The organism is Stenotrophomonas sp. ESTM1D_MKCIP4_1, from assembly GCF_003086895.1.
Lineage (GTDB): Bacteria > Pseudomonadota > Gammaproteobacteria > Xanthomonadales > Xanthomonadaceae > Stenotrophomonas.
Map to the genome: position 1 here is coordinate 1,928,648 of NZ_CP026004.1, position 24,481 is coordinate 1,953,128.

The window sequence follows — 24,481 nt, forward strand, 5'->3', positions numbered from 1 at the left end:
GGGTCGCCGCCTACACTGCGCGGCCTGTTCTCTCCTCCGCGAAGCAGCTGAAATGCGCAACAACCCGATGGCCCTGGGCATCGCCAATGGCGTTGCCGCCGGTGCGCTCTGGGGCGTGGTCTTCCTCGCCCCCGCCGTGCTGCACTCCTTCAATGCTCTGCAACTGTCGGCCGGTCGCTATCTGGTCTATGGCCTGATTGCCGCCGTGCTGCTGCTGCCGCGCTGGAAACGGCTGGCGCCGACGCTGGGGCGCGCCGAATGGAAGGGCCTGCTCTGGCTCAGCCTGGCGGGCAACCTGGTGTACTTCCTGTTGCTGGCAACGGCCGTGCAATGGGCCGGTGGAGCGGCGGCCTCGCTCATTGTCGGCCTGATCCCGGTGGTCGTGACCCTGGTGGGCGTGCGCGAGAAGGGAGCGGTGCCGCTCGCTCAACTGCTGCCGGCGTTGGGGTTGTGCGTGCTTGGCGTGGCTCTGGTTGGCTGGGAATCACTGATGTCCGAGCATCTCGCCACGCCTTGGCGACAACGCCTGGTCGGGCTGCTGTGCGCCTTTGGTGCGCTGTTCTCCTGGGCGCTGTACTCGGTGGGCAACAGCCGCTGGCTTGCGCGCCGTGCCGATCTGTCCAGCCATGACTGGTCGCTGCTGACCGGCGTGACCACCGGCGGCCTGTCGCTGCTGCTGGTGCCGATGGCCTTCGTCGGCCAGGCGGCGGGCCACACGCCGGCCCAGTGGAGCCTGTTCTGGGGCATCAGTGCGGGCGTTGCCGTCGTGGCGTCGATTCTCGGCAACGCGTTCTGGAACCGTGCCAGCCGGCTGCTGCCATTGACCCTCACCGGGCAGATGATCGTGTTTGAAACGCTGTTTGCGCTGCTCTACGCGTTTGCCTGGCAGTGGCGCTGGCCGACTCTGCTGGAGGCGCTGGCAATCGTCTTCCTGGTGGCGGGCGTGCTGCTGTGTGCGCATGCACATCGCACGCCGCGCGCGATCGCCGAACATGCCGGCTGATTGCCTGCTTCAAGCGCCCTGATGCCTGCTTTGTCTCAATTGCAACCAAATGGCTGCACGTTGGGCGATGATCGAAACAAATAAATTTTGCATCGCAGCACTTGACAGCCGCCCGGTGCACGGTGTTTTCTGTGCGGCATGGTCGTTGATGCCGCCCTCGCCAGCCTGATTGCCGCCGCTACTGCGGGCGGTTCGGCTGCGCCGGTTGCCGCCACCACCACCATTATTACCACCACCGCCACCACTGCCCTGGTGCGGCCCGTCGTCTTCGTGTAACTCCCGAAAACAACGGCCCCGCACCATCCAGGTGGCGGGGAAACCCATCACCTGCATGCGACGGGGCCTCCCACAGAGGTCTGCATGTCTTTCAACGCCCCCGCCCATTCTGCTGCCCCGGCCGATCTGGCCGCACCGTCCACCGTCGTGCACAAGTTCGGTGGTACGTCGGTCGCCAGCGCCGAACGCTATCGCCATGTGGCCGGTCTGCTTCTGGCCCGGCCTGAGCCGCTGCAGGTCACCGTCGTTTCGGCGATGAAGGGCGTCACCGATGCGCTGATCGAACTGGCTCAGCTGGCGGCGCGCGGTGATGCAGGCTGGCGCGAGGCCTGGCATGCGCTGCGTGCCCGCCACCGCGGCGCCGCCGTGGCCCTGCTGCGTGAACAGGTGGGCGAGACCGTGGAATGGATCGACGTGCGTTTCGATCAGCTGGCCGAAGTACTGGGCGCGCTGGCGGTGATCGGCGAGCTGCCGCGCGAGGTGCTGGACCGCGTGCAGGGGCTGGGCGAAGTGTTTTCCGCGCAGCTGCTGGGCACGCATCTGCAGGCGCTTGGCGAAGACTGCGCGGTACTGGATGCTCGCGAAGTGCTGGTGGTGGGCCATGGCGAACTGGGTGTGGACGTGGACTGGGAGGCCAGTGCCGACCGTCTGGCCAAATGGCGCCTGCAGCACCCGCAGTCGCGCGTGGTCGCCACCGGCTTCGTCGCCCGTGACCGGGAAGACCGCATCACCACGCTGGGCCGCAACGGCAGCGACTATTCCGGCGCGATCTTCGCCGCCCTGTTCAATGCGGATGAACTGCATATCTGGACCGACGTCGATGGCGTGCTGTCGGCCGATCCGCGGCTGGTGCCGGAGGCCGTGCAGCTGGACGCGTTGAGCTATGACGAGGCCTGCGAGCTGGCGTACTTCGGCGCAAAGGTCGTGCACCCGCAGACGATGTCGCCGGCCATCCGCCTCGGCCTGCCGATCTTCATCCGCAATACGTTCCACCCGGCGCATCCCGGCACGCGCATCAGCGCTGAACGTTCGCCGCGTGGGCCGGTGAAGGGCCTGACCCTGAGCCCCGACCTGGCGCTGCTGAACCTGGAAGGCACCGGTCTGATGGGCGTGCCGGGCACCGCCGAGCGCGTGTTCTCGGCGCTGCGCCAGGCGCAGGTGTCGGTGGTGATGATCTCGCAGGGGTCCTCCGAGCATTCGATCTGCTGCGTGGTGCGGGCCGGTGAAGCCGCGCGGGGCCGTGATGCACTCTTGCAGGCCTTCGCCCACGAACTGGCCGTCGGCCAGGTGCAGCGCGTGCAGGTCGGCGAGGGCGTGAGCGTGCTGGCGGCAGTGGGTGATGGCATGGCGGGCCAGCCTGGCGTGGCCGCGCGCCTGTTCGAGGCGCTGGGCCGCGCCCAGGTCAACATCCTGGCGATCGCGCAGGGGTCGTCCGAGCGCAACATCTCGGTGGCGGTGGCCAGCGCCGATGCCACGCGCGCACTGCGTGCCGCGCATGCGGGTTTCTGGCTCTCGCCGCAGACCTTCGCGGTGGGGGTGATCGGGCCGGGCAATGTCGGTGCCGCGTTGCTGGACCAGTTGCTGGCCGCGCGTCCACACCTGCTGGCCAAGGCCAACGTCGACCTGCGCCTGCGTGCGCTGGCCTCGCGGTCACGCATGCGCCTGGAAGTGGATGGTCTGCACGCCGATTGGCGGCAGGCGCTGCACGATGATGGCGTGGCCAGCGATCTGGACCGGTTCACCGAACACCTGCTGGCGGCGCACCTTCCGCATGCCGTGGTCATCGACTGCAGTGGCAGCGCGGACGTCGCCGAGCGCTATGAGGCCTGGCTGGCAGCAGGCATCCATGTGGTCACCCCGAACAAGCAGGCCGGCTCTGGCCCGCTGCCGCGCTACCAGCGGATCCGTGCCGCTGCCGCCGCCAGCGGGGCGCGCTTCCGCTATGAGGCCACCGTTGGTGCCGGGCTGCCGGTGATCACCACGCTGCGTGATCTGGTCGATACCGGTGATGAAGTGCTGGCCGTGGAAGGCATCTTCTCCGGCACGCTGGCGTGGCTGTTCAACCGGTTCGATGGCAGCCAGCCGTTCTCCGCGCTGGTCGCGCAGGCACGTTCGATGGGTTACACCGAACCGGACCCGCGTGATGATCTTTCGGGCGTGGACGTGGCGCGCAAGCTGGTGATCCTCGCCCGCGAAGCCGGCCACGCGCTCAGCCTGGAACAGGTGCAGGTGGAAAGCCTGGTGCCGGCGCGGCTGCGCGAGGGCAGCGTGGACGACTTCATGGCCCGCCTGGGTGAGTCCGATGCCGGCCTCCTGCAGCGCCTCACCGATGCGCGGGCGCGCGGCGCGGTGCTGCGCTATGTCGCCCGCCTCGGCGCGGATGGCGCTTCGGTGGGCCTGCAGGAACTGCCGGCTGACCACACCTTTGCCAACCTGCGCCTGACCGACAACGTGGTGCAGTTCCGCACGCGCCGCTACTGCGACAACCCACTGGTGGTGCAGGGGCCTGGCGCGGGACCGGAAGTCACCGCTGCCGGTGTGTTTGCCGACCTGCTGCGGGTGGCGGCCGGCGAAGGAGCGCGGCTGTGATCGCACGTGCGTTTGCCCCCGCTTCGGTCGCCAATGTGGCGGTGGGCTTCGATATTCTCGGCCATGCCATTGCCGGTATCGGCGATACCGTGACGGTGCGTCGCATTGACGAGCCGACCGTCCGCATCGATGCCATCCGCGGCAGTGCGGTCGAGCTGCCGCTGGATGCGCCGGGCAATACGGCCGGGGCAGCGTTGATCTCGATGCGCGAGGGGCTCGGCCTGGCGCATGGCTTTGCGCTCGAGATCGACAAGGGCATTCCGTTCGGTTCGGGCATGGGCGGTTCGGCGGCGTCGTGCGTGGCGGCACTCGTCGCGGCCAATGCGCTGCTGGACGTACCGTTGCCGCGCGAAGCGCTGTACCCCTACGCGCTGGATGGCGAAGCGGTGGCCAGTGGTGGGCGCCATGGTGACAATGTGGGGCCGCTGCTGCTGGGCGGCCTGGCGCTGTGCACGGCCGATCGCCTGTTGCCGATACCGGTGCCTGCCAGCTGGCACAGCCTGTTGGTCCACCCGCATGCGGTGCTTGAAACCCGGCGCGCGCGGGCGGCACTACAGGGCAGCTATGCGCTGAGTGAATTCGTTGCCCAGAGCGCCAACCTTGCGCTGGTGCTCAGCGGCTGCCATCGCAGCGATGCGGCCCTGGTGCGGGCCGGCCTGCGTGACGTGCTGGTGGAGCCGCGCCGGGCTGCGCTGATCGCGGGTTTCGACGCTGCGCGCGATGCGGCGTTGGCGGCCAACGCGATGGGTGCAGGCATTTCCGGTGCCGGGCCCAGCGTCTTTGCCTGGTTTGAAGATGGCGACCAGGCCCGTGCCGCAGCGGCGCCCGTGCGCGCGGCCTTCGCTGCGGCCGGCTTCGACAGCGATGCCTGGGTGTCTCCGCTGGATGCTGCGGGAGCGCGACTGTGCTGAATCCTTCCCCCTTGCTGGATACCGATCTCATGCAATTCGTTTCGACCCGTGGCCACGCGCCCGCTGTTGGCCTGAGTGCCGCCATCGCTGCCGGTCTGGCGCCGGATGGTGGGCTGTACGTTCCGGAAGTGCTGCCCGCGCCGCGCGAACTGCAGGCCGGAGAGACCCTCGCCGAGACCGCTGCAGGACTGCTGGCGCCGTTCTTTGAAGGTGACCCGCTTGCACAGGCGCTGCCCGCGATCTGCGCTGAGGCCTTTGATTTCCCGGTGCCGCTGCGCCCGCTCGGGCGCGAGGGCGACCATGTGCTGGAGCTGTTCCATGGCCCGACGGCGGCCTTCAAGGACATTGGCGCCCGCTTCCTGGCCGGCACCTTGTCGCGCCTGCAGGCAGGCCAGCCGCGTGACCTGACCATCGTGGTGGCCACCTCGGGCGACACCGGGGCCGCCGTGGCGGCCGCCTTCCATCGCCAGCCGGGCGTGCGCGTGGTGGTGCTGTATCCCGATGGCCGGGTGTCGCCGCGGCAGGCGCACCAGTTGGGGTGCTTCGGTGACAACATCCAGGCGCTGCGTGTGGCGGGTTCGTTCGATGACTGCCAGGCGATGGTGAAGCAGGCCCTGGCCGACAAGGTGCTGCAGGCGCAGGTGCCGCTGAGCTCGGCCAACAGCATCAGCCTGGGCCGGTTGCTGCCACAGATGAGCTACTACGCGCATGCCGCACTGAACCACCACGCCCGCACGCGGCGCCGCCTCAATCTGGTGGTGCCGACCGGCAACCTGGGCAACGCGATGGCGGCCGTGCTGGCACGCACGCTGGGCGTGCCCATCGGGCAGATCGTGCTGGCCACCAATGCCAATGCGGTGTTGCCGGCGTACTTCAATGGTGCGGCTTACCAGCCGCAGGCAAGTGTCGCCACGGTCGCCAACGCGATGGATGTAGGGGCGCCGAGCAACTTCGAGCGGCTGCGCTGGCTGTACGCCGACGATGATGCGGAGCTGCGTGCCGCGTTCCGGGCGTTCGCTGTGGATGACGTGACCATCCGCGCGACGATTGCCAGTGCCTATGCCAGCAGCGGGGAGGTGTTCTGCCCGCATACCGCCACGGCGGTGAAGGTGCTGCAGGACCTGCGCGGGCGCGGCGCCAAGGGCGACTGGGCGGTGGTATCGACGGCGCATCCGGCCAAGTTCGAGGCGGTGGTGGAGCCCTTGATCGGCGAGCCGGTGGCGGTGCCACCGGCGCTGGATGCACTGCTGCAGCGCCCGGCGCATGCCGAACCGCTGGCGGCGGATTACGCGGCCCTGCGCGAGGTGCTGCTGCGCTGACGGTGGATCCACGCCATGCGCGGATGGGGTGCCGATCAGGTAGGACGGGATTGCCGGCCAGCGGCCGGCACTACCGGGGGCGGGTCGAAACGGGGATTGCCGGCCGCTGGCCGGCAACGCCACCTCAGGCCAGGCCTTCGCCCGCCAGTTCGCGCAGCCCGTCCTCGTTGAGGATCTCCACCACGTTCAGATGGGGCAGGGCGATCAGGCCCTGCTGGCGCAGCTTGGTGAAGGTGCGGCTCACCGTTTCCATCGTCAGACCCAGGTGGTCGGCGATATCGCCACGGCCCATCGGCAGTGATACGCGCAGGCCGTCGCCGCCCAGCTTGGCTTCGCGTGCAGCCAGCCGCAGCAGGAAATCGGCGAGCTTTTCCGCCGGCTGCAGGCGGGCCAGGGCCAGTGCGGCATCCTGCGCGGCGTCCAGCTCCTGGCAGGCACGCTGCAGCAGTTTGCGTTCCAGGTGCGGGTAGCGGCCGCGCAGCGCCTTCATCTGTGGCAGCGCCACCCGGCAGACACGGCTGTCGGCGATGGCCTCGATGTCATGGCGATGGTGGTCGCTGCCGCTCAGGCCCAGATAATCGCCGGGCAGCACGAAGCCGTTGATCTGGCGGCGGCCATCGGCCAGCGTGCGCACCAGGCGCAGCGCGCCCGCCGTCAATGTATAGACATGCTGACGCTCTTCGCCCGTGCGGGCCAAGGTGCTGCCCATGCTGACCTGCTGCGACACGGTCACCTGTTCCAGTGCCTGCACTTCATCGGGCGACAGCGCCGAACAGACCGCCAGGTGGCGGACCGAGCAGTGCAGGCAGTCCAGCGTGGTGCAGGACGGCGCAGCAGCTTCGTGGTTGGAGGGCAGGGCGCCGGAGGGCCGGGACATGGTGCGGAGGCGTATCACGGGCGGGGAGGGCTTTATGATACTTCATGCGGCCTGATGGCCCCTTATCGGCGGCTGAGCGATGCGGGGCGGTAGAATGTCGCCCCCTCCCACGTTCCCGTTCCTGCAGGAGTTCCGCCCGTGATCAAGCCCCGTACCCCGCCCGGCACCCTTGAACTGTTGCCGCGCGAGCAGATTGCGTTCCAGCGCATGCTGGACGTCATCCGCCGCAACTACGAGCGCTTCGGGTTCCTGCCGGTGGAAACGCCCGTGTTCGAGCTGTCCGATGTGCTGCTGACCAAATCCGGTGGCGAGACCGAGCGTCAGGTCTACTTCGTGCAGTCGACCGGTGCGCTGGCCAACGCCGCCGAATCGGGTGACCGTTCGCTGCCGGAAATGGCGCTGCGCTTCGACCTGACCGTGCCGCTGGCCCGCTACGTGGCCGAGCACGAGCACGAACTGACCTTCCCGTTCCGCCGCTACCAGATGCAGCGCGTGTACCGCGGTGAGCGCGCCCAGCGCGGCCGCTTCCGCGAGTTCTACCAGTGCGATATCGACGTGATCGGCAAGGACAGCCTGAGCGTGCGTTACGACGCCGAGGTGCTGGCCGTCATCCATGCGGTGTTCTCGGAACTGCGCATCGGTGATTTCAGCATCCAGCTGAACAACCGCAAGCTGATGCGCGGCTTCTTCGAGAGCCTGGGCGTGGCCGAGGGCGAGCGCCAGCTGGCCGTGCTGCGCGAAGTGGACAAGCTGGACAAGCGCGGCGCCGATTACGTGCGCGAGACGCTGGTGGGCGAGGGCTTCGACATCCCGGCAGAGCAGGTCGAGAAAATCCTGGCCTTCGTTGCCGTGCGTTCCAAGGGCCATGCGGATGCGCTGGCGCAGCTGGACGCGCTGGAATCCGGTGCGGCCTCGTCGGACACCCTGTGCGCCGGCGTGGCCGAACTGCGCGAGGTGCTGCAGCTGGTGCAGGCGCTGGGCGTGCCGGAAACCGCGTACTGCCTGAACTTCTCCATCGCCCGCGGCCTGGATTACTACACCGGCACCGTGTACGAAACCACCCTCACCGACCACCCGCAGATCGGCTCGATCTGCTCGGGCGGCCGCTATGAGGACCTGGCCAGCCACTACAGCAAGTCCAAGCTGCCAGGCGTGGGTATCTCCATCGGCCTGTCGCGCCTGTTCTGGCAGCTGCGCGAAGCCGGCCTGATCGACGGCATCGAAGCCAGCAGCGTGCAGGCGCTGGTGGCGCTGATGGACGAGCAGGGCATGGCCCAGTCGCTGGATATCGCCCGCCGCCTGCGCAGCGGTGGCATCAATACCGAAGTGCAGATGGAGCCGAAGAAAATCGGCAAGCAGTTCCAGTATGCGGCCAAGGCAGGTATCCGCTTCGTGGTCCTGGCCGGTGAAGACGAACTCGCCCGCGGCGTGGTGGCGGTAAAGGACCTGGTGCGTGAGCAGCAGTTTGAAGTGTCCCGCGATGAACTGGCGAGCACCCTGCAGGTCGAGCTGGAACAATCGAAGGTGATGTAACTGCCTCTGGCAACAACCCGAGGTTCGAGGAAACGCCCACCACATGGTGGGCGTTTTCGTTTCCGGGCCCCGACCCCCTTGCCGGCCAGCGGCCGGCACTACCGGGCGTGGGAGCCGGGGATTTGACGCACTGCGCAAGAATGCGCTAATGTACTAGCGCGCTATTACATTGATGCAAGACTCCCGCCCCGTGAAAGCCCGCCCCGACATCGCCGCCAAAGACCCCCGTGCCGACCTGGAATCGCTGGCGCAGGCATTTGCCGCGCTGCGCGAGCCGGAACAGGTGCTGGCCTTCCTGCGTGACCTCTGCACCCCGGCCGAACTGGAAGCCATGGCCGACCGCTGGAAGGTCGTCCCGTTGCTGCAGCAGGGCATCCCTTATCGCGAGATCCACGAACGCACCGGGGTCAGCGTGACCACCACCGGGCGGGTGGCACGCACCCTCGAGCATGGCCATCGAGGCTACGCCGCTGCCGTCGACCGCCTTGCTTCGCGCTGATCCGCGCCCCGTTCCGAACTTCGAGACCTCCCCCCATGAGTGCAACCCAGGCAGCGCCGGCACGTGACCGGCTGCGTATCGCCATCCAGAAGAGTGGCCGTCTGGCCGAACCCGCCCGCAACCTGCTCAGCGCCTGTGGCCTGAGCTGGCGCGAAAGCCGCGACAAGCTGTTCTGCTACGGCGAATCGCTGCCGGTGGATCTGCTGCTGGTGCGCGACGATGACATCCCCGGCCTGATCGCCGACGGCGTCTGCGACCTTGGCATCGTCGGCCGCAACGAGCTGGACGAACAGGCCGCCGCGCGCCGCCAGATCGGCCTGCCCGACGCCTACCAGGCGCTGCGCGGGCTCGGTTTCGGCCAGTGCCGGCTGATGCTGGCCGTGCCCGAGGAATGGCAGTGGCAGGGCCCGGCGCAGCTGGCCGGTACCCGCATCGCGACCAGTTACCCGGCCATCCTCAAGCAGTGGCTGGCCGAGCAGGGCGTGGACGCCCAGGTCGTCGAACTCTCCGGTTCGGTGGAAATCGCCCCGCGCCTCGGCACGGCCGACCTGATCTGCGACCTGGTTTCCAGTGGCGCCACCCTGCGCGCCAACCAGCTGACCCCGGTGCACAACCTGCTGGACAGCGAAGCCGTGCTGGCCGGTGCGGTGCGCGTGCCCGATGACGCCCGTGCCGGGCTGCGCAGCATGCTGCTGCGGCGCCTGGACGGCGTGGTGCAGAAGCAGGATCGCAAGCTGCTGATGTTCCGTGCCACCGAAGACCGCGTGGATGCACTGGCGCAGCTGCTGGCCGATGCCGAGCCGCTGGTGCGTTTGCCTGCTGATGGCGGTGCACTGCGCCTGCAGACCATGTGCCCGGGTCCGTTGACCTGGCAGCGCATGGAAGAACTGGAGCGCGCCGGCGCACAGGGCCTGATGGTACTGAGCGTGGAGCGGTCGCTGGCATGAATCGTCTGATCTGGTCACAACTTGATGAAACCGCCCGCAGTGCCGCGCTGACCCGCCCGGTGCAGACCGTCGCGCAGCAGACCCGCGACGCTGTGGCGGCGCTGATTGCACAGGTGCGGGAACAGGGTGACGAGGCGCTGCGTGCGATCACCGCCCGTTTCGATCGCGTCGAACTCGCGTCGTTCGAGGTCAGCGACGCAGAGTTCGCCGCAGCCGACGCCGCCGTACCGGCCGAGCTGCGCCAGGCCATGGTTGAAGCGGCCGAGCGCATCACGCGCTTCCACAAGGCCGGGATGGGCCAGGGCTATGCGGTGGAAACCGCGCCCGGCGTGGTCTGCGAACGCATGCTGCGGCCGATTGGCCGCGTCGGCCTGTACGTGCCGGCGGGCAGCGCGCCTTTGCCGTCCACCGCATTGATGCTGGGCGTGCCCGCGCAGCTGGCGGGCTGCCCGCAGGTGGTGCTGTGCACGCCGCCGCGCTCCGATGGCACGGCCGATCCGGCTGTACTGGTCGCCGCGCGACTGACCGGCGTGCAGCGCGTATTCAAGCTGGGCGGCGCCCAGGCCATTGCCGCGATGGCCTATGGCACGGCCAGCATTCCGGCGTGCGACAAGCTGTTCGGGCCGGGCAACAGCTTTGTTACCGAGGCCAAGCAGCAGGTGGCACAGGATGGCGCCGCCGCCATCGACATGCCGGCTGGCCCTTCCGAAGTGCTGGTGATCGCTGATGCGGGCGCCAATCCGGCATTCGTCGCGGCGGACCTGCTGTCGCAGGCCGAGCACGGGCCGGATTCGCAGGTGCTGCTGCTGACCGACGACGCGGCGATGCTGGCTGCGGTTGAGGCGGAAGTGGAGCGCCAGGTTGCGCTGCTGCCGCGGCAGGAGATCGCGCGCCAGGCCCTGTCGGCCTCGCGCCTGATCCAGGTCGATGCGCTGGCCGATGCCTTTGCCATCAGCAACCGTTATGCCCCCGAGCACCTGATCCTGGCCCTGCGCGAGCCGCGTGACTGGCTGGACCAGGTGCAGGCGGCCGGTTCGGTGTTCCTCGGCGACTACACCCCCGAAGCGCTGGGCGACTACTGCAGTGGCACCAACCATGTGCTGCCTACCGCCGGTGCTGCGCGCGCCTACAGTGGCGTCAGCGTTGCCAGCTTCCAGAACCTGATCAGCGTGCAGAGCGCCAGCGCCGCCGGCCTGGCCGCGATCGGCGGCTGTGCGCGCATCATCGCCAGCGCCGAAGGCCTCGATGCGCACGAGCGCGCCGTGGCCCTGCGCATGGAGGCTGCGGCATGAACGCAGGCATTGATGAGATGCTGGCACTGGTTCGCCCCGATCTGCAGGCGTTTGCCGGTTACAGCTCGGCACGCAGTGCGGCAGTGCAGGGCGAGGTCTGGTTGAACGCCAATGAATCGGCGTGGGCCAATCCAGCCGACAGCGCGGGCAGCAGCCGTCGCTACCCCGAGCCGCAGCCGCTGGCGCTGCGCGAAGGCTTGGCTGCCCTGTACGGCGTGCAGCCGCAACAGCTGCTGGTCGGTCGTGGCAGCGACGAGGCGATTGATCTGCTGGTTCGCGCCCTGTGCGTGCCCGGCCGCGACGGTGTGCTGGTGACCTCGCCGGTGTTCGGCATGTACGCGGTCTGCGCGCGCCTGCAGGGTGCGCCGCTGATCGACGTGCCGCTGGTGGACGGCGAGGACGGCCTGCATGCCGATCTCGACGCGGTCATCAGCACGGCGCAGGTGCAGCGCGCAACGCTGGTCTTCCTCTGCGCGCCGTCCAATCCGGCCGGCAGCGATATCGATCTGGCCGATATCGCGCGCGTCGCCACCGCACTGCGCGGGCAGGCGCTGGTGGTGGTGGATGAGGCCTATGTCGAGTACGCCCAGCGTGCATCGGCGACCACGCTGCTGTCCGCGTACGCCAACCTGGCGGTGCTGCGCACGCTGTCCAAGGCGCATGCGCTGGCGGCCGCGCGCATCGGCACCCTCATCGCCGCGCCCGAACTGATTGCCGTGCTGCGCCGCTGCCAGGCGCCGTACCCGGTGCCGACCCCGTGTGCCGAGCTTGCCGTGCAGGCGCTGCAGCCGGCTGCGCTGGCGCGCACCGCCGAGCGCGTGGCCACGGTCATCGCCGAGCGCGAGCGTCTGTTCGCGGCCCTGCCGGGGCTGCCCGGCGTGCGCCGCGTGTACCGCTCGTCCGGCAACTACCTGCTGGTCCGGTTTGCCGATGCACAGGCCGCGTTCGATGCGCTGCTGGCCGCAGGCGTAGTGGTGCGCGACCAGCGCGCCGCGCCGCAGCTGGGCGATGCACTGCGCATCAGCATCGGCAGCCCCGAAGAAAACGACCGCGTACTTGCGGCCCTGTCGGCCCGGAGGGCTGCTGCATGACCCCCATCCTGTTCATCGACCGCGACGGCACCCTCATCGAAGAGCCGGCCGATTTCCAGATCGACGCCTACGAAAAGCTGCGCTTCGTGCCTCAGGTGATCCCGGCGCTGCTGAAGCTGCGCGATGCCGGCTACCAGTTCGTCATCGTCACCAACCAGGATGGCCTGGGCAGCGAGAGCTACCCGCGTGCCAGCTTCGAGGGTCCCAACGACCTGATGCTGCAGATCTTCGAGAGCCAGGGCATCACCTTCCGTGACGTGCTGGTGGACTGCAGCTGGCCGCAGGACAACGCGCCCACGCGCAAGCCGGGCATCGGCCTGATGACCGCCTATCTGCAGGACCGCAGCATCGACTGGGCGCGTTCGGGCATGGTCGGCGACCGCATCACGGACCTGCAGTTCGCCGACAACCTCAACATCCGTGGCTTCCAGCTGCGCACCGAACAGTTCGGTGGTGAATGGGACTGGGCGGGTATCGCCCACGCCCTGGCCGATGCACCGCGCACCGCCGTGGTCCAGCGCAATACCAAGGAAACCAAGATCCGCGTCGAACTGGACCTGGATCGCGTCGGCGACGCGCACATTTCGACCGGCCTGCCGTTCTTCGACCACATGCTGGAGCAGATCGGCAAGCACGGCGGCTTCGCCCTGGACATCCGGGCCGAGGGCGACCTGCACATCGACGAGCACCACACCATCGAAGACACCGGCCTGGCCTTGGGCCAGGCGCTGCGCGAGGCGCTGGGTGACAAGCGCGGCATCGGCCGCTACGGCTTCACCCTGCCGATGGATGAGACCCTGGCCAGCGCCGCGCTGGATTTCAGCGGCCGCCCGTATTTCGTCTTCGAAGGCGAGTTCAAGCGCGAGCGCGTGGGCGACATGCCGACCGAGCTGGTGCCGCACTTCTTCCGTTCGCTGTGCGATGCCAGCGGCCTGAACCTCAACCTGCAGGTGCGCGGCGACAACGACCACCACAAGGTGGAAGCCTGCTTCAAGGCACTGGCGCGTGCACTGCGCCCGGCGCTGGCCCGGCAGGGCACCGCGCTGCCGACCACCAAGGGGGCGCTGTGAGCGAGGTTGCACTGATCGATGCCGGCGGTGCCAACCTCGGTTCGGTGCGCTACGCGCTGGAGCGACTGGGCGCGAATGTGCGCCTGGTACGCGATGCCGAGGGCCTGGTCGGCGCACAGCGGGTGATCCTGCCCGGCGTCGGTGCCGCGGCACCGGGCATGCAGCGCCTGCATGCACAGGGCCTGGTTGAACCGCTGCGCCGCCTGGAGGTGCCGCTGATGGGCATCTGCCTCGGCATGCAGCTGCTGTTCGAGCGTTCCGAGGAAGCCGGCGTGGATACCCTGGGGCTGATTCCCGGCGTGGTCCGCAAGCTGGTACCGGCCTGTGGCATCCGCGTGCCGCACATGGGCTGGAACCGGCTGCTGGCGCTGCGTCCTTCGCTGCTGCTGCAGGGCGTACCCGACCGCGCCAGTGCCTACTTCGTGCACAGCTACGCCGCACCGTTGAATGCCCATACCGTCGCTGCCTGCGACCATGGTGGCCTGTTCACCGCTGTGACCGAGCAGGGCCGCTACTTCGGCGCCCAGTTCCACCCCGAACGTTCCGGCGATACCGGTTCGCTGATGCTGCGCAATTTCCTCGAGGGCACTGCTGCATGAGTTTCACCGTCTACCCCGCACTGGATATCCGCGAAGGCCGCGTGGTGCGGCTGCGCCAGGGCGACTACGCGCAGGAAACCTCCTATGGCGATGATCCGCTGCCGCGCGCGCAGGCCTTCGCCGCGCAGGGCGCGCAGTGGATGCACCTGGTCGATCTGGATGCGGCGCGTGCCGGTGGCTACACCCTGGCCCCGCTGCTGGGGTCGATCCGCCTGCAGACCCCGTTGCAGGTGCAGACCGGCGGCGGCGTGCGCGGTCGTGACGACGTCGCACGCATGCTCGATGCCGGTGCCAACCGCGTGGTGGTCGGCTCGCTGGCCGTGCGCCGCCCTGATGAAGTGCTGGGCTGGCTGGAAGAATTCGGTGCCGAGCGCATCACCGTCGCCCTCGACGCGCGCCAGGATGCCGAAGGCCAGTGGCAGCTGCCGGTGCACGGCTGGACCGAGAATGCCGGGGTGACGCTGGATGATCTGGCCCTGCGCTATGCGAAGGCCGGCATGCGCCATCTGCTGTGCACCGATATCGCCCGTGACGGCATGCTGGCCGGGCCCAACATCAGTCTGTATGCGCATCTGTCGGCCCTGTTGCCCGGCGTGGCGGTACAGGCCTCCGGTGGCATCCGCAACGTGGCGGACGTGGCCGAGGCGCGTGCGGCCGGCTGTGGTGGCGCCATTCTCGGCAAAGCACTGCTGGAACAGCGCATGGACCTGGGCGAGGCACTGGCATGTTGAGCCGCCGCATCATTCCCTGCCTGGACGTGCGCGATGGCCGCGTGGTCAAGGGCGTACGCTTCCGCGATCACGTCGATATGGGTGACATCGCCGAGCTGGCCCAGCGTTATCGCGACCAGGGCGCCGACGAGCTGGTGTTCTATGACATCGGCGCCAGCCCGGAGGCACGTTCGGTGGACGTGGCATGGATCGAGCGCATCGCCCGGTTGATCGACATTCCGTTCTGCGTGGCGGGTGGCATCGACAGCGTTGAGACCGCGCGCCGGGTGCTGTTTGCCGGTGCGGACAAAGTGTCGATCAATTCGCCCGCGCTGGGCCGTCCGGAACTGATCAGTGAACTGGCCGAGGAGTTCGGCGTGCAGTGCGTGGTGGTGGGCGTCGATTCGGTGCGCGAGGACGATGGGCAGTGGCGGGTGCGCCGTTTCACCGGCGACCCGAGCAAGACCCAGGCGGTGCCCCTGCGCACGCTGGACTGGATCATCGAGGCGCAGCGCCGCGGTGCCGGGGAAATCGTGCTGAACTGCATGGACAGCGACGGCGTGCGCCGTGGATATGACGTGGAGCAGCTGCGCCAGGCGCGTGCGGTGTGCAACGTGCCGCTCATCGCTTCCGGCGGTGCCGGCGCGATGGAGCATTTCGCGCAGGCCTTCGACCAGGCCGACGTGGACGGTGCGCTGGCCGCCAGCGTGTTCCACAGCGGTGCCATCGCCATTCCGGATTTGAAGCGCTACCTGCGCGAGCAGCAGATCGAGGTTCGAGATGTCTATTGAAGTACGCCCATCGCCGCAGGCGCTGGAAACGCTGGACTGGGCAAAGGGCGATGGCCTGCTGCCGGCCGTGGTGCAGGATGCCGATACCCTGCAGGTGTTGATGCTGGGTTATGTCAGCGCCGAGTCGCTGCACATCACCCAGGTCACCGGGCACATGACGTTCTACAGCCGCAGCAAGCAGCGCCTGTGGACCAAGGGCGAACAGTCCGGCCACGTGCTGGCGGTGCAGTCGATCAGCGTGGACTGCGATGCCGATACCGTGTTGGTGCTGGCCCGTCCGGCCGGGCCGACCTGCCACACCGGTGCCGAAAGCTGCTTTGATGGCGCACCGAAGGATTTCCTGGGCGGCCTTGGCCAGTTGGTCGCCGTGCGCGACGCGCAGCGTCCGCCGGGCAGCTACACCACCTCACTGTTCGAGGGCGGTATCCGCCGCATTGCACAGAAGGTCGGCGAGGAGGGCGTGGAAACCGCGCTGGCGGCCGTCGCCCAGGATGATGCGGCCCTGCTGGGTGAATCGGCCGACCTGCTGTACCACCTGCTGGTGCTGCTGCGCGCGCGTGGGCTGTCGCTGGATGATGCGCGGGCGGTGCTGGAACAGCGCCACCGTTGAACCGGGTGTGCGGACCAACGGTCCGCACCTACAATATGGCGTCTTTCTTTCCCGGACCGCCTCCATGAAACTGCCCGCCGCCTGGCTGTGCTGCCTGTTGCTGACGTCGCCGGCCTGGGCCGCCGACACGGTGGTCAGTGGCAAGGTCTATCTCGAACGCGACGGCAAGCCCGGGCGCGGTGCGACCGATCCGGGCCTGGCCGGTGTGCAGGTCTCCAACGGAGAAACCATCGTCAAGACCGCTGCCGATGGCAGCTACAGCCTGCCGGTGCGCGACGGGCAGACGGTGTTCGTGATCAAGCCCGATGCCTACACGTTCCCGAAGGCGGCTGATGGACTGCCTGCGTTCTGGCGCCACTACCGCCCGAACGGATCGCCCGCCTTGAAGTACGGTGGCATCGCCGCGACCGGTGAGGCCGGCCGTGGCTGGGATTTCGCCCTGCAGTCCGACCGCCATGACAGCCGCCGCGGCTTCCAGATGCTGGTCTTCACCGATTCGCAGACGGCCACCCTGAAGGACATCGGCTACTACCAGCAGGCCATCGTGGCCCCGCTGGTGGGCCAGACCAAGGCGCGCCTGGGCACCACGCTGGGCGACATCGTCAATGATGATCTCAGCCTGTACCCGGCCATCAACAAGGTCACCACCCAGCTGGGGGTGCCGTGGTTCCACGTGCCGGGCAACCACGATCTGGATTTCGACGCCGCCAACGACGACCACTCGCTGGACAGCTGGCGCAACATCTACGGCCCCGATACCTATGCGGTGGAAGAGGGCGGTGCCAGCTTCGTTTTCCTGGATGACGTGGTGTACGACCCCAACGCCAAGCCGAAGTACGTTGGTGGCCTGCGCGAAGACCAGTTTGCTTTCCTTGCCGGCTACCTGAAGGGCCTGCACAAGGACCGCCTGCTGGTGCTGGGCATGCACATCCCGCTGTTCGATGCCGCACCGGGGCGCGAGACGTTCCGCCATGCAGACCGCCAGCGCCTGTTCGACCTGCTCAAGGACTTCCGCAACGTGCTGGTGCTGAGTGGCCACAGCCACACCCAGCAGCACGTCTACCACGGCAAGGCGGAGGGCTGGCAGGGTGAGAAGCCGCTGCACGAGTACAACGTCGGCGCCAACTGCGGTGCGTTCTGGTCGGGCGTGAAGAGCGCCGCTGGCGTGCCGGACAGCACGATGAGTGACGGTACGCCCAAGGGCTATGCGCTGCTGGACGTGGCCGGCAACGGCAGCTACCGCCTGCAGTACCGCGTGGCCGGTGCCCCGGCCAGCGACCAGATCGGCCTGCATGCACCGAAGGTGCTGCGCCAGGGGGCCTACCCGGCGTGGGGCGTGTACGCCAACGTCTACATGGGTGAGGACACCAGCGTGGTGGAGTTCCGCGTCGATGGCGGCGCATGGCAGCCGATGAAGCAGGTCAGCCAGCCGGATCCGCGCCTGCTGGTCGAAAACGTCGCCGATGACACGGCCGACGCCCTGCGCGGCTATGATCGTTCGCCGGAAGCCACCGCATCGCCGCACCTGTGGCGTGGCGCGCTGCCGACCAACCTCGAGGTGGGCAGCCACAAGGTCGAGGTTCGCTCGACCCAGCCCGATGGCGCGGTGTTCACCGCCACCACCCGTTACAGCCTGCAGACGGCACAGCCCTGATCCAGGCCGGTCCGGGTGCAGGTTCGCTGCACCCGGTCCCGCAGCGTTGGCAAAGCGCGTGCAATGCCTGAGAATCGACACGATTCAATCGATTCAAGCAGGCCAGTGTGAACGTTGCAGCAGCGTCCCCGGTACTTTCCGATCTGGCCAGCCCTTCCGCTGGCAGCGGTGCCCCCCACGGCCATGATCCGCGCAGCCTGGTGGTGGCCGATGTTGGTGGCACCTTTGCCCGCCTGGCCCTGGCCGAGACCACGCCAGGGCAGACCCCGCGCCTGGGCAGCTACCGCACATATGCCTGTGCCGACCACCCGAGCCTGGCTGCAATCCTCGCCGATTTCACCGCCAGCCTCGGTCAGTCGGTGAGCACGGCGGTCGTGGCCATTGCTGGCCTGCTCGATGGCGATGTGCTGATCAACGCCAACCTGCCCTGGACGGTCTCGCTGTCGACCACGCGTGCGCAGTCCGGGCTGCAGGAACTGCAGTTGATCAACGATTTCGAGGCGGTGGCGCTGGCCATTCCGTATCTGCAGGCTGACACGCTCGTTCCGTTGAACGGCGATGCCGATCCATCGCAGGCGTTCCCGGCGCTGGTGCTGGGCGCCGGCACGGGCCTGGGGGCAGCGCTGCGCTTCGCCGATGGTGAGCGCCCGGTGCTGGCCAGCGAGATCGGCCATGCCGCCCTGGGGGCCGGCAACGCGCTGGAACTGCAGGTACTGGGCAGGCTGCTGCAGCGCTGGCCGCACGTGGACAACGAGCGCGTGCTGTCCGGCAGTGGCCTGATGAACCTTTACCCCTGCCTGTGCGAGCTGCGCGGTGTGACGCCGCAGTGGACCAGCACCGAGGCGCTGATCGGCGCAGCGCGCAGTGGCGAGGATGCGTTGGCGGTGGAGACCCTGCAGGTGTTCTGCGCCTGGCTGGGCAGCCTGGCCGGTGATGCGGCGATCGCCGTCGGTGCGCGTTCGGTGTATCTGGCTGGCGGCATCTCCGCGCACGTGCAGGATTTCCTTGCCGATGGCCGCTTCCGCGAGCGTTTCCTCAACAAGGGTGTGTTGACCGACGTGCTGCGGCAGGTGCCGGTGTGGCGCGTCGAGCATGGCCAGCTGGGCGTGCTGGGCGCAGCGGTCTGGCACGCGGCGCGCCGGGCCGCCTGACAACAGCAAGGGCTGCCGGCAGCCTGCCGGCGGCGGATCGAACGACGGAGGCGGACATGGTGGATCGCAGGCAGTTCCTGCAGGCCGGAGCACTGGCCGCAGGCATCGCAGCCTTGCCGGGCGTGCAGGCACGCAGCCAGGGCGGGGCGAAGGTCGTTTCAACGTGGGATTTCGGCGTGCCGGCCAATCAGGCGGCGTGGAAGGTGCTGGCCGGCGGCGGCAGCGCGCTGGATGCGGTGGAAGCGGGCGCACGCTGGGCAGAGAGCGAGCTGTGCAATCCCACGGTCGGCCATTGCGGCAACCCGGATCGCGACGGCGTGCTGAGCCTGGATGCCAGCATCATGGACGGCGATGGCCGCTGCGGTGCGGTGGCTGCGCTGGTGGACATCCTGCACCCGGTGTCGGTGGCCCGCAAAGTGATGGAGAACAGTCCGCACGTGCTGCTGGTGGGCGAGGGCGCCCAGCAGTTCGCGGTGCAGCAGGGCTTCGAGCGCCAGCACCTGCTGACCCCGCAGGCTGAAGCGGCCTGGCGCGAGTGGCTGAAGACCGAGCAGTACCAGCCGCAGATCAACGCCGAGCGTCGCGGCATCCCCGGCAACAGTGACAACCACGACACCATCGGCATGCTGGCGCTGGATGCCAAGGGCAACCTTGCCGGCGCCTGCACCACCAGCGGCATGGCCTGGAAGCTGCACGGGCGCGTGGGCGACAGCCCCATCATCGGCGCCGGCCTGTACGTGGACAACGAAGTGGGCGCGGCCACGGCCTCGGGCGTGGGCGAAGAGATGATCCGCAATGCGGCCTCGTTCCTGGTGGTCGAGCTGATGCGCCAGGGGCGCACGCCTGCGCAGGCCTGCCGCGAGGCGATCGAGCGGGTGGTGCGCAAGCGCCCCGAAGCCAGCAGGACCCTGCAGGTCTGCTTCCTGGCCATGAGCAAACAGGGTGAGGTGGGCGCATACGCGCTGCATCGCGGCTTCGTCTACGCCGTCTGTGATGCACAGCGCCAGGATGACCTGCGCGATTCGCCGTCGATCTACACGAGCACCCAGGCGTGAGCGTGCGCCTGGGGTTGGAAATCGCCAGCAATTCGGTGGCCTCGGCGCTTGCCGCGCAGGCTGGTGGTGCCGACCGCATCGAACTGTTCGACAATCTTGCCGAGGGCGGCACCACGCCGTCTTTTGCCAGCATCGCCATTGCCCGCGAGCGGCTGACCATTCCGCTGTTCGTGCTGGTGCGCCCGCGTGCCGGCGACTTCCACTACGACGCATTGGAAACCGAGCTGATGCTGCGTGACATCGCGCAGTGCCGTGCACTGGGCTGTGATGGCGTGGTGGTGGGCGCGCTGGATGCGCAGGGTGACATCGACCTGCCGCTGTGCCGGGAGCTGGTGCAGGCCGCCGGGCCGCTGCAGGTCACGTTCCATCGCGCTTTCGATGCGACCCGCGATCTGTCCGCGGCGCTGGAGCAGGTGATCGGCCTCGGCTGCCAGCGCGTGCTGACGTCGGGCGGGCAGGTCAGTGCCGAGGCCGGCAGCAAGGTGCTGGCTGCGCTGGTCAGCCAGTCCGCGGGGCGCATCAGCGTGATGGCCGGCGCCGGGCTGGGCCCGGCCAACATCGCCGCGGTGGCCCGGCAGACCGGTTGCAGCGAACTGCACGCGTCTGCCAAGGGTCTGCGGCGTTCGGCCATGCAGTTCCAGAACCCGGTGCTGCGTGGGCTGGACCCCGACTGGAGCCAGACCAGCACCGCCACGGTTGCGGCCTTGCGCAAGGCGCTGGTCGCCGCGCGGTAACCCGCTTTTCCGTAGAGCCGAAGGTAGCGGCAGGAGCCGCTGCCAACGTCGCTTGCGACGGCCCGCAGGGTGCCGGTCAGGACGACCGGCATAGCCCACGCTCGGCCGCGCTTTGCGCACAACAGAACGGCAGCCACCTGTAAAAGCGTGACTGTCGTGGAGGACCGTTGCGCGGGGTCGGATCCCTTCGCAGAAGGGCTCCGACCCCGATGGCGCCTTAGAACTTGTAGGTCGCGCCGAAGTAGATCTGTCGGCCCGAGTACAGGTTGGAGATCAGGCGCGACTGGGTGTCGTTGCCCAGGTAGATGCGCTGCTCGGACTTGGTGGCATTGAGCACCGAGGCAGTGAAGGTCAGCGCTTCGGTGAAGTTGTAGGCCACGTTCAGATCGAGCTGGTCGTACGGTTCGCTGTACTGGGTCATGCCGTTGACCAGGCCGCCGACCACTTCACCACGACGGTTGTACGAGGCACGGGCCAGGAACCGGTCGGTTTCGTAGAACACCGTCAGGTTGGCCTGGTTCTTGGCGCTGCCGACCAGCGGCGATGCGCCGAGGTTCTCGCCATTGAGCTCGATCGACGCCAGGTTGGTGTCGTTGTAGGTGTAGTTGGCCTGCACGCCCAGGCCGAAGTCGAAGGTGTACTGACCGTACAGTTCCACGCCCTGCGACACCGCATCGCGCCCGTTGGCCTGGGTGCTGTAGTTCTGCACCGTCACCATCTCGCCGCCGACTTCCATCTGCACGTCACGCACGATCGGCACGGTGAAGTTGCTGATGTCCTTGCGGAACAGACCCACGCCCGCCACTGCGCCCGGCATGAAGTACCACTCGACGCCGAGGTCGTACTGGGTGGCCTCGAAGGCTTCCAGATTCTTGTTGCTGCCGCTGCCGGCCCAGCCTTCGGTCGGTGCGCCGCCGGCGACGCGGCGGTCATTGACGTACTCGGCGCTGTAGTAGCTCAGGCTGCCCGGCGAGGCAATGCTGGTGTAGCTCGGGCGCGCCACGACCTTCGATGCCGCACCGCGCAGGACCAGCGAGTCGGTGATGTCCCAGGCGATGTTGAAGCTGGGCAGCACGTCGGTGTAGGTGCGGTCCGAACCGATCAGCTCGTAGCTCTTCTCGCGTGCAAGATTGTCCGGCAGGCGCACGAAGCCGCTTTCGCAGCCGTAGGTGGGGTAGGCGGCCGCTGCCGGATCATCGCAGGACATCGGTGCGCCGGAAGCGTTGTCCAGGAAGTAGTCGTTGAAGCGTTCGATGGAATCGCTGGACTGGGCGAACTGCTCGGTACGCACCACGCGCACACCCACGTTGCCGCGCAGGCGCTCGGTACGGAAGTTTGCCTGGAAGTAACCGGAATAGATCTTCTCGTTGACGTTGTAGACGAAGTCGTCTTCCACGCGGTTGTGCGACTGGCCGTACGTGCTGTTCAGGTAGTCGATGTAAGCCGGGTAGTTGATGCCCGGGAACACATTGGCATTGAAGCCGTGGCCAAGGCCGGTGATCGGGTTGGACAGGAAGAAGCCCGGCTGGGCGATGCCGGCCGTGTTGTCGCAGCCCGCCTGGTAGCGGCTGTCGTAGTCGTTCGGATCGGCGCCCTTGCACACCCAGTAAGTGTTGCCGGTGTTGCGATGGACCTTGCCGTCACGGTACTTGGCGCCGAACTGGATCGAGTCCAGCCAGCCGCTCTCGAACATCTTGGTGACGTCAGCCTGGAAATGGCTCTGCTTGACCTCGGTCTGCATCCAAGACGAGTCGGTCGAGCCGGTATCGACCTCGGCGATGCCATTCATCAGCACCTCCTGCAGGTTCGGCGAGACGGTCAGCGTCGGCGTGCCGGTCAAATCCCATGCGGTGTACTGGTTGCCCGATTCCCACACGCCGTTGACGCGGCGGCGCGGCTTCGCCGACATGCGGAAGTTCATCGACGGACCGCCTTCGGACCAGGTGCGGCCACCGCTGAAGGAGGCCTTCCACAGGGGACTGATATCCCAGTCGATGGTCAGGTCGGCGGTCTGCGAGAGCGCCTTTTCACGGCTGTAGCCGCCGGTCAGCTGCGGGGTCGGAATGGTGCAGTCGTCCGGTCCCCAGCCACCCGGGGCCAGGCCGGCGGCCGCGGCTTCGTCTTCGCTGCAGTAGTAGGCCTTGCCCGGCAGCTTCTCGAACTGGGCGCCGGTCACCACGGTGCCACTGGGGTCGAAGGTCAGGCCATTGAGCAGGCGCCCGCCGGCCCAGTTGCCGTCACCGTTGTAGCGGGCCATGTTCCATTCGGGCACCTTGAGCATGTTCTGCGCATAGTCGCCGTCCAGCTGGAAGCGGAAGTAGTTGGCGGTCAGGGTCAGGTTGTCGACCGGCTTGAACTGGAACGTCAGCTGGCCACCCTTGCGCTCGCGCTTCTCTTCCTTCACGGCGAAGTTCACCGAGGTGGGCATGAAGAAGTCGGTGTAGTTGTTGCCGAACTGGTCGTTGAAGCCGGAGTTGCCCCACCAGTAGTTGATGCCGCCCTGGGTGAGGGCATTGCCGTTGGCATCACGGGCGTCGACGTCGGTGCCGTACCACTGGTAGTTCTCGGTGGTCACTTCCATGGTGCGGCTGGTGCGCTTCTGCTGGGTTACGCCCACCAGCACACCGAAGCGCTCGTCCTTGCTGTGCCACGAGTACAGCGCCGACGCCTGCGGGTCGACATCCTGGTGGGTATCGGAGGAGACGCCTTCCAGGGTCACGTAGCCGGAGTTGGATTCCATTTCCAGCGGGCGGCGGGTGTGCAGGATGACCGTGCCACCGATGCCGCCTTCGTCGATGCGTGCTTCCGGCGACTTGAACAGCTCGGCGCTGGACAGCATGTTCGACGGCAGCAGGGTGTAGTTGAACGAACGGCTGGCCTCGTCATTGGTTTCGGAGGTGGCGATGTAGTTGCCGTTCAACTGGGTGAGGGTCAGGTCCGGATCGAGGCCGCGCACGCTGACGCTCTTGCCTTCGCCGCCGTCGCGTGTGATGACCACGCCAGGCACGCGCTGCAGGGAGTCGGCCACGTTCTTGTCGGGGAACTTGCCGACGTCCTCGGCGGTGATCACTTCAACGACGGCGTTGGCGTCACGCTTCTGCTGCAGGCTCTTTTCGATGGCGTAGCGGTAGCCGGTGACCTGGACGCTGTCCAGGGTGGTGGCATCGCTGCTGCCGGTGGTGGTCTGTGCGGTGGCCTGCTGGGCAGCGGCGCCGAGGGGCGCGACAGCTGCAGCCAGGGCCAGCGCGACGGCCAGCGACAAGGCGTCGCGACCGTGCGTATGAGTTGAATGCTTGATTGCCATCTCTCCCTCTCTCCTGGATTGATCCGGTGACTGACGCGGAACTTGAATCGATCTAATCTGTGATGCCGATTTTGCTGAAGCCGCGCGGCTGCCTGGGGCGGCGCGCTCGTGCTCGTGTACGTGTTGTTCCGGTCCCCAACGCCGGGCCATCTCCTGAATCCGCTTGGATCGATCTAAGCGATGGCGGGGCGATTTTTAGCATGGCCGGAAGGGTTGCGCATGCTGCTACGCAATATTGCAGTGACGTGTCTGGCGAATGATGATTCGCTGAAATGGACTGGAATCGTTTACATGCGCAAAAGGGGGAGGGGGGTTCGGCAGGGCTTGCAGCCCTGCACCTGTTTGAAGCCGAAGTCGAAGCCGAAGCAAGATCAAAGGCGGCTCTGGCTTTCTGCTGGTTGGGCGGGGCGGTGTGGGCTGGCAGGACACGCCGTAAACCCGTCCATGGGGGCTCGATGGCGCCATC

Annotated in this window: 21 protein-coding genes; 18 read left to right on the forward strand and 3 right to left on the reverse strand. The window is 67.7% G+C overall.

What is annotated here, in order from left to right; all coding sequences use genetic code 11:
- Positions 1-52 precede the first annotated feature (52 nt).
- Positions 53-1,003 (forward strand): DMT family transporter, encoded by a 951-nt coding sequence (locus tag C1924_RS08985; RefSeq protein WP_108764975.1) that lies wholly within the window; start codon positions 53-55, stop codon positions 1,001-1,003.
- A 9-nt stretch (positions 1,004-1,012) separates the two neighbouring features.
- Here the strand turns inward: C1924_RS08985 and C1924_RS20300 are convergent, their stop codons facing one another.
- Positions 1,013-1,336, reverse strand: coding sequence for a hypothetical protein (locus C1924_RS20300; RefSeq protein WP_159094774.1), 324 nt, complete (start codon positions 1,334-1,336; stop codon positions 1,013-1,015).
- Positions 1,337-1,363: 27 nt separating this feature from the next.
- Here C1924_RS20300 and thrA point away from each other — a divergent pair, with 27 nt between their 5' ends.
- Genes thrA through thrC form a run of 3 tightly spaced genes read left to right on the forward strand, consistent with a single transcriptional unit; the run spans position 1,364 to position 6,098 of the window.
- Positions 1,364-3,868, forward strand: a complete 2,505-nt coding sequence (gene thrA, locus C1924_RS08990; RefSeq protein ID WP_108764976.1) for a bifunctional aspartate kinase/homoserine dehydrogenase I — start codon at positions 1,364-1,366, stop codon at positions 3,866-3,868.
- Positions 3,865-4,779: a homoserine kinase gene (locus C1924_RS08995; protein WP_108764977.1), complete on the forward strand. Its 915-nt coding sequence runs from the start codon at positions 3,865-3,867 to the stop codon at positions 4,777-4,779. The genes thrA and C1924_RS08995 overlap by 4 nt, the downstream gene beginning before the upstream one ends.
- 29 nt (positions 4,780-4,808) lie before the next feature.
- Positions 4,809-6,098, forward strand: a complete 1,290-nt coding sequence (gene thrC / locus C1924_RS09000) for a threonine synthase (RefSeq protein WP_108764978.1) — start codon at positions 4,809-4,811, stop codon at positions 6,096-6,098.
- 124 nt (positions 6,099-6,222) lie between these two features.
- Here the strand turns inward: thrC and C1924_RS09005 are convergent, their stop codons facing one another.
- On the reverse strand, positions 6,223-6,975 hold the full coding sequence (locus C1924_RS09005) for a helix-turn-helix domain-containing protein (RefSeq protein WP_108764979.1): 753 nt from the start codon (positions 6,973-6,975) through the stop codon (positions 6,223-6,225).
- Between the two features lie 138 nt (positions 6,976-7,113).
- Here C1924_RS09005 and hisS point away from each other — a divergent pair, with 138 nt between their 5' ends.
- The 14 genes from hisS (at position 7,114) to C1924_RS09075 (ending at position 20,711) form a co-directional block, all read left to right on the forward strand.
- Positions 7,114-8,508 carry a histidine--tRNA ligase gene (hisS, locus tag C1924_RS09010; protein WP_108764980.1) on the forward strand — a complete coding sequence of 465 codons (1,395 nt, stop codon included), beginning with the start codon at positions 7,114-7,116 and terminating at the stop codon, positions 8,506-8,508.
- 190 nt (positions 8,509-8,698) lie between these two features.
- Positions 8,699-9,007 carry a YerC/YecD family TrpR-related protein gene (locus tag C1924_RS09015; RefSeq protein ID WP_108764981.1) on the forward strand — a complete coding sequence of 103 codons (309 nt, stop codon included), beginning with the start codon at positions 8,699-8,701 and terminating at the stop codon, positions 9,005-9,007.
- Positions 9,008-9,042: 35 nt separating this feature from the next.
- Complete coding sequence (hisG, locus tag C1924_RS09020) at positions 9,043-9,954, forward strand: ATP phosphoribosyltransferase (protein WP_108764982.1); 912 nt, start codon at positions 9,043-9,045, stop codon at positions 9,952-9,954.
- A complete protein-coding gene (gene hisD, locus C1924_RS09025) occupies positions 9,951-11,246 on the forward strand; it encodes a histidinol dehydrogenase (RefSeq protein ID WP_108764983.1) in 1,296 nt (431 codons plus the stop codon). The genes hisG and hisD overlap by 4 nt, the downstream gene beginning before the upstream one ends.
- Positions 11,243-12,337 carry a histidinol-phosphate transaminase gene (hisC, locus tag C1924_RS09030; protein WP_108764984.1) on the forward strand — a complete coding sequence of 365 codons (1,095 nt, stop codon included), beginning with the start codon at positions 11,243-11,245 and terminating at the stop codon, positions 12,335-12,337. The genes hisD and hisC overlap by 4 nt, the downstream gene beginning before the upstream one ends.
- Complete coding sequence (gene hisB, locus C1924_RS09035; RefSeq protein ID WP_108764985.1) at positions 12,334-13,407, forward strand: bifunctional histidinol-phosphatase/imidazoleglycerol-phosphate dehydratase HisB; 1,074 nt, start codon at positions 12,334-12,336, stop codon at positions 13,405-13,407. The genes hisC and hisB overlap by 4 nt, the downstream gene beginning before the upstream one ends.
- The gene (gene hisH / locus C1924_RS09040; RefSeq protein ID WP_108764986.1) at positions 13,404-14,006 is read left to right on the forward strand and encodes an imidazole glycerol phosphate synthase subunit HisH; all 603 of its coding nucleotides are present in this window, start codon (positions 13,404-13,406) and stop codon (positions 14,004-14,006) included. The genes hisB and hisH overlap by 4 nt, the downstream gene beginning before the upstream one ends.
- On the forward strand, positions 14,003-14,737 hold the full coding sequence (gene hisA / locus C1924_RS09045) for a 1-(5-phosphoribosyl)-5-[(5-phosphoribosylamino)methylideneamino]imidazole-4-carboxamide isomerase (protein WP_108764987.1): 735 nt from the start codon (positions 14,003-14,005) through the stop codon (positions 14,735-14,737). Before hisH ends, hisA begins: the two co-directional genes overlap by 4 nt.
- Positions 14,731-15,507: an imidazole glycerol phosphate synthase subunit HisF gene (hisF, locus tag C1924_RS09050; protein WP_108764988.1), complete on the forward strand. Its 777-nt coding sequence runs from the start codon at positions 14,731-14,733 to the stop codon at positions 15,505-15,507. The genes hisA and hisF overlap by 7 nt, the downstream gene beginning before the upstream one ends.
- Complete coding sequence (hisIE, locus tag C1924_RS09055) at positions 15,497-16,117, forward strand: bifunctional phosphoribosyl-AMP cyclohydrolase/phosphoribosyl-ATP diphosphatase HisIE (protein ID WP_108764989.1); 621 nt, start codon at positions 15,497-15,499, stop codon at positions 16,115-16,117. The genes hisF and hisIE overlap by 11 nt, the downstream gene beginning before the upstream one ends.
- A gap of 64 nt (positions 16,118-16,181) precedes the next feature.
- The gene (locus tag C1924_RS09060; protein ID WP_108764990.1) at positions 16,182-17,771 is read left to right on the forward strand and encodes a calcineurin-like phosphoesterase family protein; all 1,590 of its coding nucleotides are present in this window, start codon (positions 16,182-16,184) and stop codon (positions 17,769-17,771) included.
- Between the two features lie 107 nt (positions 17,772-17,878).
- On the forward strand, positions 17,879-18,922 hold the full coding sequence (locus tag C1924_RS09065) for a glucokinase (protein WP_108764991.1): 1,044 nt from the start codon (positions 17,879-17,881) through the stop codon (positions 18,920-18,922).
- 56 nt (positions 18,923-18,978) lie between these two features.
- Positions 18,979-19,977, forward strand: coding sequence for a N(4)-(beta-N-acetylglucosaminyl)-L-asparaginase (locus tag C1924_RS09070; RefSeq protein WP_108764992.1), 999 nt, complete (start codon positions 18,979-18,981; stop codon positions 19,975-19,977).
- Positions 19,974-20,711: a copper homeostasis protein CutC gene (locus C1924_RS09075; RefSeq protein ID WP_108764993.1), complete on the forward strand. Its 738-nt coding sequence runs from the start codon at positions 19,974-19,976 to the stop codon at positions 20,709-20,711. The genes C1924_RS09070 and C1924_RS09075 overlap by 4 nt, the downstream gene beginning before the upstream one ends.
- Before the next feature lie 217 nt (positions 20,712-20,928).
- On the opposite strand, the gene C1924_RS09080 is transcribed toward C1924_RS09075, so the two are convergent.
- Positions 20,929-24,015, reverse strand: a complete 3,087-nt coding sequence (locus C1924_RS09080; RefSeq protein ID WP_108764994.1) for a TonB-dependent receptor — start codon at positions 24,013-24,015, stop codon at positions 20,929-20,931.
- Between the last annotated feature and the right edge of the window lie 466 nt (positions 24,016-24,481).

Coding starts and splice junctions, on each gene's coding strand:
- C1924_RS08985 (WP_108764975.1), top strand. CDS start 53: ATGCGCAACAACCCGATGGCCCTGGGCATCGCCAATGGCGTTGCCGCC.
- C1924_RS20300 (WP_159094774.1), bottom strand. CDS start 1,336: ATGCAGGTGATGGGTTTCCCCGCCACCTGGATGGTGCGGGGCCGTTGT.
- thrA (WP_108764976.1), top strand. CDS start 1,364: ATGTCTTTCAACGCCCCCGCCCATTCTGCTGCCCCGGCCGATCTGGCC.
- thrC (WP_108764978.1), top strand. CDS start 4,809: ATGCAATTCGTTTCGACCCGTGGCCACGCGCCCGCTGTTGGCCTGAGT.
- C1924_RS09005 (WP_108764979.1), bottom strand. CDS start 6,975: ATGTCCCGGCCCTCCGGCGCCCTGCCCTCCAACCACGAAGCTGCTGCG.
- hisG (WP_108764982.1), top strand. CDS start 9,043: ATGAGTGCAACCCAGGCAGCGCCGGCACGTGACCGGCTGCGTATCGCC.
- hisD (WP_108764983.1), top strand. CDS start 9,951: ATGAATCGTCTGATCTGGTCACAACTTGATGAAACCGCCCGCAGTGCC.
- hisC (WP_108764984.1), top strand. CDS start 11,243: ATGAACGCAGGCATTGATGAGATGCTGGCACTGGTTCGCCCCGATCTG.
- hisB (WP_108764985.1), top strand. CDS start 12,334: ATGACCCCCATCCTGTTCATCGACCGCGACGGCACCCTCATCGAAGAG.
- hisA (WP_108764987.1), top strand. CDS start 14,003: ATGAGTTTCACCGTCTACCCCGCACTGGATATCCGCGAAGGCCGCGTG.
- hisF (WP_108764988.1), top strand. CDS start 14,731: ATGTTGAGCCGCCGCATCATTCCCTGCCTGGACGTGCGCGATGGCCGC.
- hisIE (WP_108764989.1), top strand. CDS start 15,497: ATGTCTATTGAAGTACGCCCATCGCCGCAGGCGCTGGAAACGCTGGAC.
- C1924_RS09060 (WP_108764990.1), top strand. CDS start 16,182: ATGAAACTGCCCGCCGCCTGGCTGTGCTGCCTGTTGCTGACGTCGCCG.
- C1924_RS09070 (WP_108764992.1), top strand. CDS start 18,979: ATGGTGGATCGCAGGCAGTTCCTGCAGGCCGGAGCACTGGCCGCAGGC.
- C1924_RS09080 (WP_108764994.1), bottom strand. CDS start 24,015: ATGGCAATCAAGCATTCAACTCATACGCACGGTCGCGACGCCTTGTCG.